Raw genomic sequence first — 18,725 nt, 5'->3', positions numbered from 1 at the left:
GTCACTCGCTCGACGGCGGGAGATACTCGGGGTAGCGGTTGTCGTACCCCGCGGCCCGGCCCACCATCGCCGTCGTGCGAACGCCGAGCGACTGTAGCCAGAGCGGGAGCGACGCCAGAAACAGCATGTCGTCGTACTCGTCGAGGAGGACCCCTAGTCTGAGGAGGTTGAGCGGCATCCCCGAGGGCGTGACGGGCGCGCCGTCCCGAGCCAACCCGTACGTGACCCGCATGAACGCCTCGGTGCGGAGACCGGGCGTCACCGACCCCTGGACGTGAAGCACGTCGTCGCCGGCGTTCCAGAACCGGTGGACGTCCCCGGCGGGAACCACGGCCGTTTCGCCCGCCGCTAGCATCCGTCGCTCGCCCTCGTGGACCACACCCATCGACCCGGACTGCACGGACAACCGCTCGACTTGTTCGGGATGGACGTGGCGCATCGGGCCGTGTGACCCCTCGGCCGCGAGCCACATGTCGAATCGGAGCGGGTCGCTCGCCGGGTCGTCGGGCCGCTCCAGAAACCGGACCACCTTCCCCGCGGGCGGACTCCCGAGGGTATCGTCGTCGAGGAAGTGCGTGCGGCCGAACGGCGACTGCTCGCCGTCGCCACCCGGGCCCACCGGGGCGGTCACGCGTCGTCGGGCGCGTCGAGTTCGACCAGCGTGAGGTCCCGGTCGAGCATACAGTAGTCGTGTGGCGGGTCGCCGACGACGTCCGCGATGCGGTACTCCTCGTCGAACTCCGCGCCCATCGGTTCGCAGTACTGGTGGCTGGGACACTCCGTGTGTGGACAGGGGCCCGCGAGAGACGCCTTACTGCCGGCGTAGGCACCTTTCGTCGGGACGTTCGCTCTGACGGATGCAGGTTCGACTTCGACGGCGCGAACGCCGGTGTCGTGGACCGCACAGTCGAGGGTCTGGCCGCTCTCGCGCACCTCGGTAACACGGTAGCGGCGGCCCGGCGTGAGGTTGAGACACTGGGTCTGGTACGGACACCCGGCGCAGGCGTCCGCCTCGCCGTGGTAGACGAACTCCTCGCCCACCGACGCGAGACGAGTCCCGACGAGCGTAACGGTAGTCATAGAGAGTCGTACGCCCGGGCGGAATTTAAGCGTCAGGCCCGGCCGGTCATGTCGTCGAGTTCGTCGAGGTAGTCGTCGCGTGGCACCTGATACAGCGACCGGTAGTCGAACTCGCCCGACGCGAAGCGGTTCGCGAGGTCGACGGCGGCGGCGACGGCCGTCTCGCGGTCCTCGAAGGACTCCGCGCCGTAGTCCACCTCGGGTTCCAGATACAGCGTGACGTACCAGTCCTCGCCCGTCCGGTCGACGCCGGGACGACGGGTTCGCTTGCCTCGCGTGAGGTAAATCGTCGGGAGACAGGGCGCAGGGAAGTTCTGACTGTCGAAGACGTCCGGACGGTACGCGAGGACGAGTTTCTCCTCGGTCTCGTTCCAGACCGTCCAGTCGTCGACCAGTCCGTCGAGGTCCATACGCGAGGGTGCGTCTCGCCGGCCAATACTCTGTCGACTGCCGAGTCGTCCCCCGCTTTCGCACGCCTACTTATAAACTAGTCGGCGGATAACTTCCGTGTCAAGGTGTGCCTCAGCGATGCCGTCCCCGTGTTAGGAGGTGACTTCGGCCGTCGAAAACCCGGCGTTATATGGGTATCGGGAAAAGGCTCTTAATGTTGAAGCACTCATGTGTTAAATAGTATCGGAAACAGTAACCCACTGTCACCCGTTACCAATGGGGTGGGACCGTCCCCGCAACCACCCGGCCTGCACACATGGCATGGTACGACCACCGACCCGCGAACACGGGTCCCATCGCGGCCGCCCGCTTGCACGCACGGAGCGGCAGTTGGTGGCACGGGTGTACTGCGTCCGAGACGGAGGCCCCGCGTGGCCGCGCGCTGTCGCGTGCCGAACTCACCGAGATAGCATGAGCAAGAACAAAGAGACACTCGAAGCGCTGAGCAAGGAGTACCAAGACACGATACCGGCCGACCTCCGGACGACGCGGAGTTTCGACTGGTATCTCGACCAACTGTACGACGAACCGCGAATCGCCCGCAACGCCCATCAGCGCGTCGCGGACATGTTCGACTACTACGGGACGGACTACGACGAGGACGCCGGCGTGGTCGAGTACAAAATCGCCAGCGAGGACCCGCTCCACGACGGCGAGAACACGTTCTACGGCCGCGAAGTCCACGAGGCGATACACGAGTTCGTCAACAAAGTCAAGTCCGGGGCGCGAGGGCTGGGACCCGAGAAACGCATCAAACTGCTCCTCGGTCCCGTCGGGTCCGGGAAGTCCGACTTCGACCGGCAGGCTCGCCGGTACTTCGAGGACTACACCCGCCGCGACGAGGGGCGGATGTACACGTTCCGGTGGACGAACCTCTGTGACGTCGTCGGGGACCAGGACCCCGCCGACGACGTCGTCCGCTCCCCGATGAATCAGGACCCGATGGTGTTGCTCCCGCAGGACCAGCGAGACAGGGTCATCGAGGACATCAACGAGGAACTCGACGCCCCCTACACCATCCGGAACGAACAGGCGCTGGACCCCGCCTCGGAGTTCTACATGGACCGCCTGCTGGCGAACTACGGCGACGACCTGCAGGCAGTGCTGGAGAACCACGTCGAGATTATCCGGTTCGTCGCCGACGAGAACCAGCGACAGGGTATCGAGACGTTCGAACCCAAGGACAAGAAGAATCAAGACGAGACGGAACTGACCGGCGACGTCAACTACTCGAAGATAGCCATCTACGGCGAGAGCGACCCCCGAGCGTTCGACTACTCCGGGGCGTTCTGTAACGCCAACCGGGGTATCTTCTCCGGCGAGGAACTGCTGAAACTCCAGCGGGAGTTCCTCTACGACTTCCTGCACGCCAGTCAGGAACAGACCATCAAGCCGAAGAACAACCCGCGTATCGACATCGACCAGGTCATCGTCGGCCGGACGAACATGCCCGAGTACCGGGACAAGAAGGGCGACGAGAAGATGGAGGCGTTCAACGACCGGACGAAACGCATCGACTTCCCGTACGTCCTCCAGTACGAGGAGGAGGCGAAGATATACAACAAGATGCTCCGGAACGCCGACCTACCGGACATCCACGTCGAACCCCACACGCTGGAGATGGCCGGCCTGTTCGGCGTCCTCACCCGTATCGAGGAACCCGACACGGAGTCCGTCGACCTGATTCAGAAGGCGAAGGCCTACAACGGCGAGATAGACGAGGCCGACGACATCGACGTGAAGAAACTCCGGGACGAGGCCGCCACGACGGCCGACATCGGCGAGGGGATGGACGGCGTCTCGCCGCGGTTCATCGGCGACGAGATAGCCGAGGCAATCATGGACTCGATGCACCGGGACCGGCAGTTCCTCTCGCCGCTGACGACGTTCAACCACCTCGAAGGCAACCTCGAGAACCACGGTTCCATCGACGAGGAGTCGTTCGACCAGTACTACCGCTTCCTCGAACTGGTCCGCGAGGAGTACAAGGAACGGGCCATCGAGGACGTGCGCCACGCACTCGCCTACGACATGGACGAGATTCAGCGGCAGGGCGAGAAGTACATGGACCACGTCATGGCCTACATCGACGACGACACCGTCGAGGACGAGTTGACGGGCCGCGAACAGGAACCGGACGAGCAGTTCCTGCGCTCCGTCGAGGAGAAGCTCAACCTGCCCGAGGACCGGAAAGACGACTTCCGGCAGGAGGTGTCCAACTGGGTCAGTCGGCGCGCCCGCGAAGGGGACACGTTCAATCCGCAGGACAACGACCGACTGCGCCGCGCGCTGGAGCGCAAACTCTGGGAGGACAAGAAACACAACATCAACTTCTCCGCGCTGGTGTCCAGCGGCGAGATGGACGACGACGAGCGCAACCAGTGGATAGACGCGCTCATGGAGCAGGGCTACTCCGAGGAGGGCGCCCGTGAAGTGCTCGAGTTCGCCGGCGCGGAGGTCGCCAAGAGCGAGATGGAGGACTAGATGAGCGGCGAGGAGTACATCGGACGGGCGGACGAGTCTCTCGACGCCACCTACGAGGCCCCCATGAGCCTCGCAGATTACGTCGACACCGTCCTCGAGACGCCCGAGATAGCCGCACACGCCTCGAAGTACATGCTCTCGGCCATCGAGGCGGCGGGCACACGGACCGTCATCGAGGAGGGCGAGGAGAAGGAGCGCTACCGCTTCTTCGACGACCCGTACAACGACGGGGAACACGCCATCCTCGGCAACACGGAGGTTCTGAACGCCTTCGTCGACGACCTGCGCTCCATCGCGGCCGGCCGCGGGAAAGACGAGAAGATAGTGTGGCTGGAGGGCCCCACCGCGACGGGCAAGTCCGAACTCAAGCGGTGTCTCATCAACGGCCTCCGGGAGTACTCCAAGACGCCGGAGGGGCGGCGCTACACCGTCGAGTGGAACGTCGCCGGCGCTGGCGAGAGCGACAGCGCCCTCACTTACGGCGACGCGCCGATAGAGGACGAGGACGACTGGTACGAGAGCCCCGTGCAGGTCCACCCGCTGACCGTGTTCCCGCCGGACGTTCGCGCGGACCTGCTGGCGGACCTCAACGAGCGACTGGACGACCACATCGAGATTCACGTCGACGGGGAACTGGACCCGTTCTCACGCGAGGCCTACGACTACCTCGAAGAGCAGTACCGCCGGCAGGGCGCCGAAGACCTGTTCTCGGCGGTCACCGACCCCGCGCACCTCCGGGTGAAGAACTTCGTCGTCGACGTGGGCCACGGCATCGGCGTCCTCCACTCCGAGGACGAGGGGACGCCCAAGGAGCGACTGGTCGGGTCGTGGATGCACGGGATGCTCCGCGAACTGGACTCCCGGGGCCGGAAGAACCCGCAGGCGTTCTCCTACGACGGCGTCCTCTCGCAGGGCAACGGGTTACTGACCGTCGTCGAGGACGCCGCCCAGCACGCCGACCTGCTCCAGAAACTGCTGAACGTCCCGGACGAGAGCCGCGTCAAACTGGACAAGGGCATCGGGATGGACGTCGACACCCAACTGGTCATCATCTCGAACCCCGACTTGGAGGCGCAGTTGAACCAGCACGCCGACCGGGAGGGCCAGGACCCGCTGAAGGCGCTGAAGCGGCGGCTGGACAAACACGAGTTCACGTACCTGACGAACCTCTCGCTGGAGGCCCAGTTGCTCCGGCGAGAACTCACCAACGAGACGACGGTGTGGGACCCCGACTCGTGGGAGGAACTGGAGACGTGGATTCAGGACCCGGTGACCGTCTCGGTGCGCGACGACGTGGCGACGGCCACCGAGAAGGAACTGGCCCCGCACACGATAGAGGCCGCGGCGCTGTACGCCGTCGTCTCCCGACTCGACGCCGCCAACGTTCCGAACGGGCTGGACCTCGTGGACAAGGCCCTGCTGTTCGACCGCGGCTACCTGATGGAGGGCGACGAGCGCATCGACATCGACGACTACGACTTGGAGACGACCGACCGCGACGGGGACCACGGCATCCCCGTCACGCACGTCCGAGACGTGGTCGCCGACCTCCTCCACGAGACGCAGGACCGCCACCACCCCGACCTGCCGGTCGAACACGTCATCATGCCCCGCGACGTGCTGAACGCCGTCGCCGAGGGGATGGCGGACGCGCCGGTGTTCTCCTCGGCGGAGGCCACCGAGTACGAGGAGCGGGTCGTCCCGGTGAAGAACCACGTCTTCGGCGAACAGGAGCGCGACGTACTGGACGCGATGATGCGCGACAAGCGCGTCGACGCGGCCACCGTCGAGGAGTACATCGAACACGTCTACGCGTGGGCCTCCGACGACCAGATAGAGAACGAGCGCGGCGAGTACGTCGACCCGGACCCGCTGAAGATGAAGGTGTTCGAGATAGAGCACCTCGGCCGGTTCGACGAGCAGAACTACGACGAGAACGACCCCGACGAGGCCGTCGAGGCGTTCCGCACGGACAAGATAATCACGGCGCTGAACCGCCACGCGTGGCAGCGCCGCGACGAGGAGTTCCGGGTGACCGACGTCTCACCGAAGGAGATACCGGTCATCAAGACGGTGCTCGGCAGTCACGACTGGGACGACGTCAAGCGGACCTACGAGGACTTCGACCCCCGACAGTGGGACGCCCCGCCATCCAACACCGAGACGGCCCGTCTCAAGGAGATGACTATCGAGAACATGGTCGACATGCACGGCTACAGCGAGGCGACGGCCGAACTGACCAGCCGACACGTCATGAATCAGGTGAGCTACAGATGGGACTGAAAGACGACCTCGAACGGTACCGCGAAGTCGGCGAGGAGCGTAGGCAGGACCTCGCGGAGTTCATCCAGTACGGCGACCTAGGACAGTCCCGCGGCGACCAAGTCCGCATCCCCATCAAGATAGTCGACCTGCCGGAGTTCGCCTACGACCAGCGCGACAAGGGCGGCGTCGGACAGGGCGACGGCGCCGAACCCGGCGACCCGGTGGGCCAGCCACAGCCCCAGCCGGGCGACGGCGACGAGGACGGGGAACCCGGAGAAGAGGGCGGCGAGCACGAGTACTACGAGATGGACCCCGAGGAGTTCGCACAGCAACTCGACGAGCAACTCGGGTTGGACCTCGAACCGAAGGGCAAGAAGGTCATAGAGGAGACTGAGGGCGACTTCACCGACATCACGCGCACGGGCCCGTCCTCGACGCTGGACTTCGAGCGCCTGTTCAAGCAGGGGCTGAAGCGAAAGCTCGCGATGGACTTCGACGAGGACTACGTCCGCGAGGCGCTGAAAGTCGACGGCTGGGGACCGGCGACGGTGTTCGAGTGGGCCCGCGGGAAGAACATTCCCGTCTCGAAGGCGTGGATAGAGGACGCCTACGAGGACGTCCCGGCCGACGAGAAGGGGACGTGGGACTCCATCGAGGAGATGGAGGACAACGTCGAACAGGTGGACGCCCCGGCCCGAATCCGCCGGGAGGGCGTCGACGAAATTCCGTTCCGCCGGGAGGACGAGCGCTACCGCTACCCCGAAATCGTCGAGGAACGGGAGAAGAACGTCGTCGTGGTCAACATCCGCGACGTCTCCGGGTCGATGCGACAGAAGAAGCGCGAACTCGTAGAGCGGACGTTCACCCCGCTGGACTGGTACCTCCAAGGGAAGTACGACAACGCCGAGTTCGTCTACATCGCCCACGACGCCGACGCGTGGGAGGTCGAACGCGAGGAGTTCTTCGGCATCCGGTCGGGCGGCGGGACCCGCATCTCCAGCGCCTACGAACTGGCCGCCGAGCGGCTGGAGGAGGCGTACCCGTGGAGCGAGTGGAACCGATACGTGTTCGCGGCGGGCGACAGCGAGAACTCCTCGAACGACACCGAGGAGAAGGTCGTCCCGCTGATGGAGCAGATTCCGGCGAACCTCCACGCCTACGTGGAGACCCAACCGAGCGGGAACGCCATCAACGCCACCCACGCCGAGGAGGTCGAACGGACCTTCAGGGACAGGGACAACGTCGCCGTCGCGTACGTCTCCTCGCCGGAGGACGTGGTCGACGCCATCTACGAGATACTGAGCACGGAGGATAACGGATGAGCACCGACGACAGATTCGCCAAACAGCGCATCGCCGACGACCTCGAGGAACCGGTCCGCGAGGCGGGCAGACTCGCCCGCCGACTGGGCCTGTCACCGTACCCGGTGAACTACTGGGTCGTCGACTACGACGAGATGAACGAACTCATCGCCTACGGCGGGTTCCAGAAGCGGTACCCGCACTGGCGCTGGGGGATGCAGTACGACCGCCAGCAGAAGCAGGGCCAGTTCCTCGGCGGGAAGGCGTTCGAAATCGTCAACAACGACGACCCGTCCCACGCCTTCCTCCAGGAGTCGAACACGCTGGCCGACCAGAAGGCGGTCATCACCCACGTCGAGGCCCACGCCGACTTCTTCGCCAACAACCGGTGGTTCAAGATGTTCAGCGACGGCGCGCCGCGGTCGGCGACCGAGGAGGGTCGCGACAGAGGCCCCGACGCCGCCGGCATGCTGGCCCGACACGCCGACGCCATCCGGGAGTACATGCAGGACCCCGAGATAGAGCGCGGTGCCGTCGAGCGGTTCGTCGACCACGTCCTCTGTCTGGAGGACAACATCGACCAGCACCAACCGTACAGTCCCGTCGAGACGGCCGAAGAGCACTTCGAGGACATCGAGGGCGTCGACGTCACCGAGCAACTGGACGAACTGGACCTCTCCGACGAGGTCAAGCGACAGGTGTTCGACGACGAGTGGCTGGACGCACAGAGCGACGACGGCGAGGGCGTCTCGTTCCCGGCCGAACCCGACAAGGACGTCCTCGGCTTCCTCCGCAAGCACGGGATGGCCTACGACGAGGACGCCGAGAAGGCCGTCGAGATGACCGACTGGCAGAAGGACGTCCTCGAGATGTTGCGCCGCGAGGCGTACTACTTCGCCCCGCAGAAGATGACGAAGGTCATGAACGAGGGGTGGGCCGCCTACTGGGAGTCGCTCATGATGACCGGCGAGCGGTTCGCCGGCGACGACGAGTTCGTCCTCTACGCAGACCACATGGCGCAAGTGCTCGGGTCCCCCGGACTGAACCCGTACAAACTCGGCATGGAGATATGGGAGTACGTCGAGAACACGGAGAACCGCCGGGAAGTCGTCGAGCGGTTGCTCCGCGTCGACGGCGTCACGTGGCGCACCTTCGGCGACGTGGTGGACTTCGCCGAGGTGCAGGCGGCCCTCGAACCGCCGGCGTGGCTCACCGACGTCGCCGGCCACCTCGACGAACTCGACCCCGAGGACCCGCGCGTGGACGCCGAAGGCCTCGAAGCGGCCCGCGACGGCGAGTTCGACGTCGAACGCTACCCGTGGAAGGTCCTGACCTACGAAGGGTTGGCCCAGCGGCACTACTCGCTGGTGAAGCCCCAGTACCGCGGGTTCGTCTCCCGCGTCGGGCAGGAGGAACTGGAGCGGGTCTCCCGCTACATGTTCGACGATTCGCGCTACGACAGCGTCGCAGAGGCGCTGGCCGACGTCGACTACACGCGGGGCTGGGAGCGGATGCGCGAGATTCGGGAGAGCCACAACGACGTGACCTTCCTCGACGAGTTCCTCACGCAGGAGTTCGTCGACGACAACGACTACTTCACCTACGAGTACACCCACGCCTCCGGCGACTACCGGGTGACCTCCACCGACCACGAGGACGTCAAGAAGAAGTTGATGCTCAACTTCACCAACTTCGGGAAGCCCACCGTCGTCGTCGAGGACGGCAACTACCGGAACCGCAACGAACTGTTGCTGGCCCACCAGTACAACGGCGTGATGCTGGACCGAAGTCAGGCCACGTCGGTCCTGAAACGGGTGTTCGAACTCTGGGGCCGGCCGGTGAACCTGCTGACCATCGTCAAGGAGTTCGACGACCACGACATCGAGGTGGCGAAACGCCGCGACCGCGAACCCGAACCCGAGGAGGTCGGGAAGCGCCTGCGCTACGACGGTAGCGAGGTCACCGTCGAGGACGTGCCGTGGAGCGACGTCGAACACCTCGCGGCGACGGACATCGACTACAACACCAAGCCCGACGAGTGGCTTGCCTGACCGGCCCCTCCCCGCCTCGTCGCTCAAACCGCCGTCGAAGTTTTCAGAAGGTATGTGCCCTCGTACTCGGGAGCATACTGTATGCCCTCCAGACGGACGTTCCTCTCGCTGGCAGCGACCACAGCCGTCGCCGGATGCCTGAACGATAGGTCACCCAGCGGCGGGTCGGGCACGGGGTCCGACGAGCAAAGCGGCGACGGTGGGACGGGTACCGACGGCACAGACGCCGACCCGACAGACGCGCGGGCGGCGGCCGAACACGTCGCGTGGGCGCAGTCACTCGACGGGACGGTGACGAACCGACCGGCCCTCGACGGTGACCGCCTGTTCGCCGGGACCGCTACCGGAACGCTCGCGTCGCTCGACGAGACCGACGGCCGGCGACTGTGGACCTACGACGCCGAGCGAAAGATACAGTCATCGCCAGTGGTCGGCGGCGGAACCGTCCTCGTCGTCGCTGGGGATGACGGCCTCCAGTCCGGCCACGCCGTCCACGCCGTCGGCGGCGACAGCGGGGACCGCCGGTGGACGTTCTCGCCCACCGATTGGTGGCTCGATGTCGTCGGCATCGACGGCGACACCGCCTACGTCGCCACGACGGACGACCACGTCCAGTCCTCGGGGCAGACCCTGTACGCGCTCTCGCTCGCCGACGGGACCGAGCGGTGGTCGGTCGAAATCGGCGACCCCCGCGGCGGCCTCGTCACCGACGACCGGGTGTACGTCCCCGCCTACGGCGTCCTCGACGTGTTCGGGCGAGACGGGACGCGAGCGTGGCAGTACGAAGTCCCCGAGTACCAGTATCGAACGCTCTCGGTCGCCGGCGACACCGTCGCCCTCGTGAGCGCCGCGGACCCGCGCGAACCGGTCGTCCACGGCGTCGACGCCGCGACGGGCGAGCAGTTGTGGACCTTCGACGACTGGAACGCGTACACGACGCAGGCTGTCGGGGACCGATTGCTCGTCGGCGGCGAGTCGGTGGCGAGTCTCGACCCCGCGAGCGGCGAGGTCCGGTGGTCCGCCGACGTGAGCGCGACCATCTACGACGCGCCACACGCCGAGGGGACGCTGTACGTCGTCAACGAGGACGCGGCCGCCATCTCGCTGTCGGACGGCACGGTCGAGTGGCGGACGCCAGTCGACGCGTACATCGCTCGGCCCTCGGGACTGCTCGACGGCCAACTGGTGATACAGCGCTCTGAGAGTCGAGACGACCGGAACCGACACCTCCTCGCCTTCGAGGCGGCTACCGGCGAGGCGGCGTGGACGTTCGCCGGCGAGTCCCGGCTCACACGCCTGACGGTCGGCGACGGCCTCGCGTTCGCCGGTGAGGGCGAGTCGGTGCTCGCACTCGCGCCCTGAGCGGTCGGGACGACCGTCTCGGCGTCCGGTGCGAAGGGAAACCCGTTTTTCCGCCCGTCACGTTGAGCGGGTATGAACGTACGCAGTGTCGCCGACCTCGGCCCCGACGAGCGGTCGGCCCTGTTCGACCGGGACGCGGGCGTCGACGCGGTCAGGGACGACGTGCGGGACATCGTCGCGCAGGTCCGCGAGGAGGGGGACGTGGCGCTCCGCCGATTCGCCACCGAGTTCGACGACGTGGAGGTCGGGAACGTCGACATCACCGACGCCGCAGAGCGCGCCTACGAGGAGATAGACGACGACGTCCGCGCGGCCATCGAGGACGCCGCCGAGAACGTCCGGGCGTTCCACGAGCGACAGGTGCCCGAGGACTGGCGCGAGGACTTCGAGGGCCGGGAACTCGGTCGCCGGTACCGACCGCTGGACAGCGCCGGTATCTACGCCCCCGGCGGCACCGCCGCCTATCCATCCAGCGCGCTGATGGGCGTCATACCCGCGAAGGTGGCCGGCGTGGAACACGTCGCCGTCGCCACGCCGCCCGCCGACGACGTGAACCCGGTCACGCTGGCGGCCATCCACGTCGCCGGCGCCGACGCCGTCTATCAGGTCGGGGGCGCGCAGGCCATCGCCGCCCTCGCGTACGGCACCGAGACGGTCACCGCGACGGACATCGTCGTCGGCCCCGGCAACCGCTGGGTCACCGCCGCGAAGGCCGAAGTCCGGGGCGACGTGGCCATCGACTTCCTCGCCGGCCCCTCGGAAATCATGGTCGTCGCGGACGGCGAGGCCGACCCGGAACTGGTCGCCGCGGACCTCGTCGCACAGGCCGAACACGACGAGAACGCATCCGTCGTCGCCGTCACCGACGACGAGGAACTGGCCGAGGCGGTCGCCGCGGCCGTCGAGGAACAGGCGGACGACCGTGACCGCGAGTCGGTCATCCGGGGCGCTCTCGCCAACGACGCCTCCGGCGTCTTCCTCGCCCGGTCGATGAGCGAGGCGGTGCTGTTCGCCGAGGAGTACGCCGCCGAACACCTCTCGATACAGGCCGAGGACGACGAGGCCCTGCTGGACCGTATTCCCTCCGCGGGGTCCGCGTTCCTCGGCCCGTACAGCCCCGTGGCGGCCGGCGACTACGCCGCCGGTACGAACCACGTCCTCCCGACCGGCGGGGCCGCACGGGTCACTGGCGGCCTCTCGGTGGACACCTTCGTCCGGTCGACGACCGTCCAGCGCCTCTCCGAGGAGTCGCTGGGGGACCTCAGAGAGACCATCACGACGCTGGCTGAGGCCGAAGGGTTAGAGGCGCACGCCGAGAGCGTGCGAAAGCGGTTCTAGCGGGGTCGTGTGCGGAGCGGCGTAAGCGAGAACCGGCCCCGGACGAGAGCGGCGAAGCGAGGCGACGCCGGGTTGGTAGCGGAGAGACACACCCGGAGTGAGCAGGGCACCCACTTTTCTGTCGAGGGCGAGCAGTCCCTAGTCATGACCGCTTACGACGCGACGCCAGTCTCCTACGACGGGACGACGACCGAGGAGTGGCACATCCCCGCAGAGGCGGACTTCGAGACGGACGACCTCTCGGAGATAGCCGACCACTTCGTGGTGTCGGCGAGTGGGTTCCCACCCGAGACGTTCGGCGACCTCGCACTCCCTGTTGTCGACCCCGACGGCGACCTCAACTTACACGCTATCCGGAGCGCCTACGAGGGCGACCACAGCCTCGAAACCATCGCCGGCCTCGACGAGAAGACCCGTGCGAAGGCCAAGAGCATCCTCCAGGACCTCTCGAGAGAGGGGTTCAACGTCCGTCTGGACACGGAGATGGGCTGAAAGTGTCTCCGCCCGCTCGCTCCCGACCGGCGTCAGTGTTAACACGTTCGGGAGCACATCTATCCGTATGAGCAGCACCGTCGACGGTGAGCCACAACTCGGTGGCGAGGACGTAGGCGTCACCGAGGAAGCCGCCGAGGAAGCGATAGCGCTCCTAGAGAGTGAGGACATGGACACCGACGTCGCCGGCCTGCGGCTGTTCGTCCAGCAGGGCGGCTGTGCCGGCCTCTCCTACGGGATGCGCTTCGACCACGAACCGGAGGAGAACGACACCGTCTACGAACGCCACGGCCTGCGCGTGTTCGTCGACGGCGCCAGCATCGACTACATCGAGGGGTCGGTCCTCGACTACGAAGGCGGACTGCAGGGCGCCGGGTTCCACGTCGAGAACCCGAACGTCGTCAGCGAGTGTGGCTGTGGCGAGTCCTTCCGGACCTAGTCTTCGAGTTCGAAGGCCACCGTCACCTCGGCTTGGTACTCGCGGCCCTCGACGCTCGCTATCTCGACGCCGAGTTCGTCCACCTCGACCCACTTCAGGTTGTCAAGCGTCCGCTCTGCGCGCTCGATGGCGTCGTCGGCGGCGGCGTCGAAGCTCTCCGAACTCGTTCCGATGAGTGTGATTTTCTTGAAGACCATAGCGTGCTATCGAATCGCACGGACCGAGCTTAAAGCTACGGCCTGACTACCCCGTCCGAGTCTCCAGCCACCCCTCGACGTGACCGACGACGTCGGTGAGGTGTGCGGTGCCCCAGACGGCGACGACGACGGCACCGATGGTGTCGAAGACGAGGTCCAGCATCGTGTCTTCGAGGCCGTACTGCGTGAGGATGGTGTCGTTGCCCGTCGACTCCGCGACGAGCGTGATGGTGAACTCGATGACCTCCCAGAACACCCCGAAAGCCATCACGAACAACAGGATGAACACGAACACGAACCGGGGCGGGAGGTAAATCTCCTCCGAGTGGCGGTCGAGGGCCCGGACCGTCGTGTAACCCACCGCGGCGACCAGCGACGACGAGAGCGCATGTGTCACGTGGTCCCACCACCAGATACCGGCGTAGAGGTTCGTCTCGGACCCCGGGAGGCCGAGGACGCCGAACGCGTGTAAGAAGACGGCACCAGTTATCCACAGGGTCAGACCGGGGTCGAGTGTGATACCGAAGTCCCGTTCCAGTACCGGCGGGAGTTGCGTGACCAGCAGACCGATGCCCGTGTTGACCATGACGCCCGTGCTCCCGCGTTCGAGGCCGATTGCGAAGATGCCGACCATCGCGAGGGTCATCGCCCGCGAGGCCTGCCGCTGACGCCGCGGCGTGATTCCGAGGTAGTCCCGAAGCCTCATAGCTCCGGTTGCACCTCCTCGGGTATCCGCTCTGTCCCGAACTGCCGGCGCACGTAGTACGCGAAGACGATACCGGCGCCGATGCCCGCGATGGTCGAGGCGACGAACTCCCACATCAGCGCACGCTCGATGGCGTGTTCCGTCAGCGCGGGGTCGAGGATGAACGTCGTCCCCAGTAGTCGGTCGGCCGCCCAGCGGACGACGGCCCAGACGCCGGCGGTGGCCATCGTCGTCACCCCGACGAAGACGACGGCGAAACGCGGGGTCATCTTGACCGGCGTGAACACGTGGAGTTCCACGGCGACGATGAGCGCGATGGCGGCGACCGAGAGGTACGTCGCGAGATTGCCCGTGACACGAACCGTCGCGAACAGGCGACCCACGACCGGGAGGGCGGCGAGCAGGAGAATCTCCCACGGGAGCATCGCGTCGCGGTTCCAGAGGGACACCGGCGGCAGGACGGCGAGGGCGGCGACGGTGGCGGCGAAGGCCGCCCAGAGCAGTTGCCCGTCCAGAACGCTCCCGGCGACCACGGCCAACAAAACGACGACGACGGCCCAACTGACGAGCGCGTTGGTCCGCCGGTCGCGCAACAGCGCCGTCACGTCAGCATCCATATCGTGCAGATGCGGCCCCGCGAAGAAAACCCTATCGGCGGGTCAGAGAACGCCGTACGCGAGGGCGTACGCCAGCGCCGCGACGGTGACGGCGGCGAGACCCGTCACGGCCGTCTCCAGCCAGTCGACCCGACGACTGAACGGACGGACCGGCGCTCCGACGACGCCGATAGCGAGGACGCTGAACACGAAGTGTGCGGACTGCTCCAGCGTCGGCGCTGGGAGCACGATTGCCGCGACGGCGTACCCGGCCCCCAGCGACGCCCGGGGGTTGACGAGCGCGGGCAGGCGATACCCCGAGAGGCGGGCGTACGTCCAGAGCGCGAGCCAGACAGTGCCGAGTTCGACGGCGAACGCCGCGAGCAAGTGGCCGGTCGGGTCCGGGTGGAGCGCGATGCGCTCGGCGACCAGCGTCACGTCGAACGGGTAGAGCAGGGCCGGCGGCGACCCGGTGAACAGGTCGCCGAACGGGTGGGACAACAGGCCCACGAGTGCGGCGGCAAGCAGGGAACGACTTCCGACGTCGAACTGTCGGGCGTAGACGCCGACACCCAGTCCGGCCAGCACGAACACGAGGACGACCACGCCGCCGACGGTCCCGCTGACGGCGGCCGCGACGGCCACGAGGAGGGCGACGAGCGACAGCGACGCGGTCCGAGCGGCACGGGTATCGACGGCCCACAGTGCGACGGCGACGGCGAGTGCGGCCCCCATCACGAGCGAGTGGGTCGGGCCGCGGTGGATGACGTTGGCCGTCTCCCAGAAGACGTCCGGACCGACCGTCTCCACGGACCGGAGGAGTAACCCGACGGGAGCGTAGACGACGTCGACGTCCGGCACGGCGGCGAACAGGCCGGCCACGACGCCGAGTTGGAGCGCACGCTCCGGGGCGACGTCGAACCGTCTGGCCGCGAGCGCGGTGATGGCGAACGCGACCAGTGCGTGTCCGACGAACATGGCAGCCATTTCGTCGTCGGCAGGTATAAGTATCGCGTGTCAACGGGTGTGCAATCCCACGCGCAGGTAGGCCGATACTACCTCACACGGTCCCCGTCTGCCACTTTCGTCCACCGTTTCTCGATGTCGGCGTTGGCGCGGACCACCGTGTCGCCGTCCACGTCGAAGCGCGTCTTGCGGAGTTCGATGGCCGTCACCTCACCCGTCGTATCGCCCGCCGTGACCGTATCGCCCGGGTTGAAGTCAGGGTCGCGCAGGAGGTAGACGCCCGCGACGGCGTCGGCAATCATCCCCGAGAGCGCGTAGGAGACGCCGAGTGCGAGAAAACCAGTCGCCGTCCCCAGCGAGGCGGCGATGAGGGTGAGGCCGACGATGGAGAGGAAGGAGAGAGCGACGGCGAACCACAGGAACACGAGGACCACGGTGGCGATGAACTGTCGATACACTGGCGCTTCTCCCGGGAGCGCCCGTCGCAACACGGCCCGAACCACCACCATGATTGCCTTGACCGCCGCGGTGGCGATTGCGAGGAAGACGAAACCGGTCAACAGGTCCGGAAGAACGTTCTGGACGTCGGTGACGAACTGTTCGAGCGCCGCGGCTATGATACTCGTCTGCACGCTCGGACGTCGGGGGGACGTCCCTAAGTGTTACTGGGGGTGTACGACGTCGTACCCGCCGTCCTCACGGACGCCGATGACCGCCCAGTCGTACTCGACGTCCATCCGTGTGAGCCGTCGAGCGAGCGTGGCCGTCTCAGACGACCACGTGACGAAGCAACGCAAGTCTCCTGTCTCCGGAATCGTCTCGTCGTCTTCGAGCACTGTGACGGAGACCACCCGCCACTTGTGCTCTGCCCGCAGTCCGGTGTCGGTGCGCGACACGGTGTACCCGATATCGTCGAATATCGACTGGGCCTGCTCGCCGAGTGATGTGGTAACGGCCCCCATCTGTGAGTCCGTACCAGTGGCGGGTGCATAAACGTTCCCACTCGACAATCGAACGACAGAACTGGCACCCCGGCGGGTTACTCGTGGGCGGCGTCCCACTCCTCGGCCTTCCGGAGGTTGCTGCACTCGTTACAGCGGATGCGTCCCATCGAATCCATGGCGTTGTTGAACGTCTCGCAGTTGCCACAGAAGTACCCCCATCTCTGCTCCCGGTCGGCGTCCCGGTAGACGACGAAGAAAGGTCCCTTCGTGCCGATGTCCCCGTCCTCGCGGTCGACGTAGAGCGTGGTCCCGTCCGGACCGTCGCGTTCGTCCATACGGCGTGGTACGAACCCAACGGCTAAACCGCTGTGGTAGCGTCAGTCTCGTCCGCCCCCGGTCGCGCGCTACCGGTCGAGGTAGGCCTCGAAGCAGGTCGGACAGTACTCCAGTTCCCCGGCTAGCGGAAGCACGCTTATGAGTCGGAACGGCTTCTCACAGCCGAGACAAATAGTTGGTTCGACGTCACCTCGTGGGTTCGCGCCACTCATGGCCCCGATACAGTACCCCGGTTTATAACTCTCGCGGATAGTGTTGTTCGGTCAATAATTACGAGCCGCCGGAGCGGCCGGCCCGCCACCTCGCCCACCCCGGAACCGATTTCCCGCTCCACCCCACTACTGAGAGTGATGGGTCCCCGACTCGTCCACTACTCGGACGTAGAGAGCGCGTACGACGACCCCGACCGAATCGGTCGGTTAGCGGGCACGCTGGCGGCGCTAGACGGGCCGGACTCCCTCTTGGTCGGGACGGGAGACAACACCGCACCGGGCGTCCTCTCGCTGGTGACGAACGGCCGGCAGGCGCTGGACCTCTTCGAGGCCGTCGAACCGGAGTTCGAGACGTTCGGCAACCACGACTTCGACCACGGGTTAGACGCCACCGAACACCTCGTCAGGGCGTCGCCCCAGACGTGGCTGACGGCCAACGTCCGCGACGGCGACGGTCGGTTCCTCGCGGACGCCACCGAGTCGTGGGCCGTCCGCGAAGTGGCCGGCACGCGGGTCGGGTTCGTCGGCGTGACCGACCCCGATACTGGGTCGGCGAATCCCGCCGCGGAACCGCTGACGTTCGCCGACCCCGTCGACGCGGTGGCCGAGGCGGCGTCCGCACTCCGTGACCGGGGTGCCGACCAAGTGGTCGTCCTCTCGCACCTCGGTCGGGCCGACGACGAACTCGCCCGCCGCTGTGACGTGGACGTGGTTCTCGGCGGGCACGTCCACGAGCGCCGCATCGAGCGAATCGACGGGACGCTGTTGGCCCGGCCGGGGTCGAACGGTCACACCGTCGTCACGGTGGCGCTCGACGGCGACTCGCCGACCGCCGAGTTCCGCCGCGTCGACGACGCCGACCGCGTCGAGGCCGTGGCGACCGCGATAACGGGTCGCCTCGCCGAGACGGGCCTGAACGAGACGGTGGCCCGCGTGGACGACCCGATTCCCCGCGAGCGCATGGCTACGCTGGGCGGGGAGAGTCGCATCGGCAACTTCGTCGCCGACGCCTACCGGTGGGCGACCGGCGCGGACGTGGGCCTCCAGAACGCCGGCGGGGTCCGGACCGACGAGACGCCGCTCTGGGGGGACGTGACCGTCGCCGACCTCGTGGCCGTCGTCCCGTTCGAGGAACCGGTCGTCGTGGCCGACCTCACCGGCGCGGAACTCCGGACGCTCTGCCGGCAGGCGAGCGGTCGGGTCGTCGACTTCGGTGAACCTGAGTGGTGGCACGCGCACGTGAGCGGCCTCGAAGTGGTCTGGGACCGCGAGTCCGAGACGGTCGAATCCCTCCGCGTCGACGGGTCGCCGGTCGACGAGGAGGCGACCTACTCCGTCGCGACTACGGACTACCTCCTCCACACCCCACAGGAGTTTCCCGTCCTCACGCAGGGTCACCGCGTCGACGTCGCCGCCCTCCAGTACGAGGTGCTCGCAGAGTACGCGCGGGCCGAGGGCATCGACCCGTCGGTCACCGGTCGCGTAGTGCGTCGCTAGGGATTTAAC

Annotated in this window: 21 protein-coding genes; 10 read left to right on the top strand and 11 right to left on the bottom strand. The window is 66.7% G+C overall.

Annotation, left to right across the window (positions count from 1 at the left end; translation table 11 throughout):
• Position 1 precedes the first annotated feature (1 nt).
• The 3 genes from Hhyl6_RS17440 to Hhyl6_RS17430 are packed head-to-tail and all read right to left on the bottom strand — an operon-like array spanning position 2 to position 1,490.
• Positions 2-631 (bottom strand): cupin domain-containing protein, encoded by a 630-nt coding sequence (locus Hhyl6_RS17440; protein WP_483740519.1) that lies wholly within the window; start codon positions 629-631, stop codon positions 2-4.
• The gene (locus tag Hhyl6_RS17435) at positions 628-1,080 is read right to left on the bottom strand and encodes a UPF0179 family protein (RefSeq protein ID WP_483740518.1); all 453 of its coding nucleotides are present in this window, start codon (positions 1,078-1,080) and stop codon (positions 628-630) included. The genes Hhyl6_RS17440 and Hhyl6_RS17435 overlap by 4 nt, the downstream gene beginning before the upstream one ends.
• Before the next feature lie 32 nt (positions 1,081-1,112).
• Entirely contained in the window at positions 1,113-1,490 is a 378-nt protein-coding gene (locus Hhyl6_RS17430; protein ID WP_483740517.1) for a DUF5820 family protein, read from the bottom strand.
• A 296-nt stretch (positions 1,491-1,786) separates the two neighbouring features.
• Between Hhyl6_RS17430 and Hhyl6_RS17425 the strand changes: the two genes are divergently transcribed.
• The 9 genes from Hhyl6_RS17425 to Hhyl6_RS17385 all read left to right on the top strand — a co-directional run bounded on the left by Hhyl6_RS17425 (position 1,787) and on the right by Hhyl6_RS17385 (position 13,262).
• A complete protein-coding gene (locus Hhyl6_RS17425) occupies positions 1,787-1,945 on the top strand; it encodes a hypothetical protein (protein WP_483740516.1) in 159 nt (52 codons plus the stop codon).
• Positions 1,942-4,014 (top strand): PrkA family serine protein kinase, encoded by a 2,073-nt coding sequence (locus Hhyl6_RS17420; RefSeq protein WP_483740515.1) that lies wholly within the window; start codon positions 1,942-1,944, stop codon positions 4,012-4,014. Before Hhyl6_RS17425 ends, Hhyl6_RS17420 begins: the two co-directional genes overlap by 4 nt.
• Complete coding sequence (locus Hhyl6_RS17415) at positions 4,015-6,297, top strand: PrkA family serine protein kinase (protein WP_483740514.1); 2,283 nt, start codon at positions 4,015-4,017, stop codon at positions 6,295-6,297.
• Positions 6,288-7,601: a YeaH/YhbH family protein gene (locus Hhyl6_RS17410; RefSeq protein WP_483740513.1), complete on the top strand. Its 1,314-nt coding sequence runs from the start codon at positions 6,288-6,290 to the stop codon at positions 7,599-7,601. Before Hhyl6_RS17415 ends, Hhyl6_RS17410 begins: the two co-directional genes overlap by 10 nt.
• On the top strand, positions 7,598-9,631 hold the full coding sequence (locus Hhyl6_RS17405; RefSeq protein ID WP_483740512.1) for a SpoVR family protein: 2,034 nt from the start codon (positions 7,598-7,600) through the stop codon (positions 9,629-9,631). Before Hhyl6_RS17410 ends, Hhyl6_RS17405 begins: the two co-directional genes overlap by 4 nt.
• An 81-nt stretch (positions 9,632-9,712) precedes the next feature.
• Complete coding sequence (locus tag Hhyl6_RS17400) at positions 9,713-10,993, top strand: outer membrane protein assembly factor BamB family protein (RefSeq protein WP_483740511.1); 1,281 nt, start codon at positions 9,713-9,715, stop codon at positions 10,991-10,993.
• Between the two features lie 72 nt (positions 10,994-11,065).
• Positions 11,066-12,331, top strand: coding sequence for a histidinol dehydrogenase (gene hisD, locus Hhyl6_RS17395; protein ID WP_483740510.1), 1,266 nt, complete (start codon positions 11,066-11,068; stop codon positions 12,329-12,331).
• A gap of 144 nt (positions 12,332-12,475) precedes the next feature.
• Positions 12,476-12,823 carry a hypothetical protein gene (locus tag Hhyl6_RS17390; protein ID WP_483740509.1) on the top strand — a complete coding sequence of 116 codons (348 nt, stop codon included), beginning with the start codon at positions 12,476-12,478 and terminating at the stop codon, positions 12,821-12,823.
• A 67-nt stretch (positions 12,824-12,890) separates the two neighbouring features.
• Complete coding sequence (locus tag Hhyl6_RS17385; protein ID WP_166970632.1) at positions 12,891-13,262, top strand: HesB/IscA family protein; 372 nt, start codon at positions 12,891-12,893, stop codon at positions 13,260-13,262.
• On the opposite strand, the gene Hhyl6_RS17380 is transcribed toward Hhyl6_RS17385, so the two are convergent.
• From Hhyl6_RS17380 to Hhyl6_RS17345, 8 genes are all read right to left on the bottom strand, one after another.
• Complete coding sequence (locus Hhyl6_RS17380) at positions 13,259-13,459, bottom strand: dodecin (RefSeq protein WP_483740508.1); 201 nt, start codon at positions 13,457-13,459, stop codon at positions 13,259-13,261. The two genes, Hhyl6_RS17385 and Hhyl6_RS17380, sit on opposite strands and share 4 nt — an antisense overlap.
• A gap of 46 nt (positions 13,460-13,505) precedes the next feature.
• The gene (locus Hhyl6_RS17375) at positions 13,506-14,165 is read right to left on the bottom strand and encodes a DUF2238 domain-containing protein (RefSeq protein WP_483740507.1); all 660 of its coding nucleotides are present in this window, start codon (positions 14,163-14,165) and stop codon (positions 13,506-13,508) included.
• The gene (locus Hhyl6_RS17370; RefSeq protein ID WP_483740506.1) at positions 14,162-14,782 is read right to left on the bottom strand and encodes a hypothetical protein; all 621 of its coding nucleotides are present in this window, start codon (positions 14,780-14,782) and stop codon (positions 14,162-14,164) included. Before Hhyl6_RS17370 ends, Hhyl6_RS17375 begins: the two co-directional genes overlap by 4 nt.
• A gap of 42 nt (positions 14,783-14,824) precedes the next feature.
• Positions 14,825-15,739, bottom strand: a complete 915-nt coding sequence (locus Hhyl6_RS17365; RefSeq protein WP_483740505.1) for a metal-dependent hydrolase — start codon at positions 15,737-15,739, stop codon at positions 14,825-14,827.
• Between the two features lie 77 nt (positions 15,740-15,816).
• A complete protein-coding gene (locus tag Hhyl6_RS17360) occupies positions 15,817-16,359 on the bottom strand; it encodes a mechanosensitive ion channel domain-containing protein (RefSeq protein WP_483740504.1) in 543 nt (180 codons plus the stop codon).
• Between the two features lie 30 nt (positions 16,360-16,389).
• Positions 16,390-16,689: a DUF7116 family protein gene (locus Hhyl6_RS17355; RefSeq protein WP_483740503.1), complete on the bottom strand. Its 300-nt coding sequence runs from the start codon at positions 16,687-16,689 to the stop codon at positions 16,390-16,392.
• 77 nt (positions 16,690-16,766) lie between these two features.
• Positions 16,767-17,006, bottom strand: coding sequence for a DUF5816 domain-containing protein (locus tag Hhyl6_RS17350; RefSeq protein ID WP_483740502.1), 240 nt, complete (start codon positions 17,004-17,006; stop codon positions 16,767-16,769).
• Between the two features lie 69 nt (positions 17,007-17,075).
• Positions 17,076-17,219: a hypothetical protein gene (locus Hhyl6_RS17345; RefSeq protein WP_483740501.1), complete on the bottom strand. Its 144-nt coding sequence runs from the start codon at positions 17,217-17,219 to the stop codon at positions 17,076-17,078.
• A 138-nt stretch (positions 17,220-17,357) separates the two neighbouring features.
• On the opposite strand from Hhyl6_RS17345, the gene Hhyl6_RS17340 reads away from it, so the two are divergent.
• Entirely contained in the window at positions 17,358-18,716 is a 1,359-nt protein-coding gene (locus tag Hhyl6_RS17340; RefSeq protein WP_483740500.1) for a bifunctional metallophosphatase/5'-nucleotidase, read from the top strand.
• Positions 18,717-18,725 lie beyond the last annotated feature (9 nt).

This window comes from Haloarcula sp. H-hyl6 (genome assembly GCF_056934455.1).
Note: the sequence above shows the minus strand (reverse complement) of the source record. Positions and strands in the feature narration are given on the sequence as shown.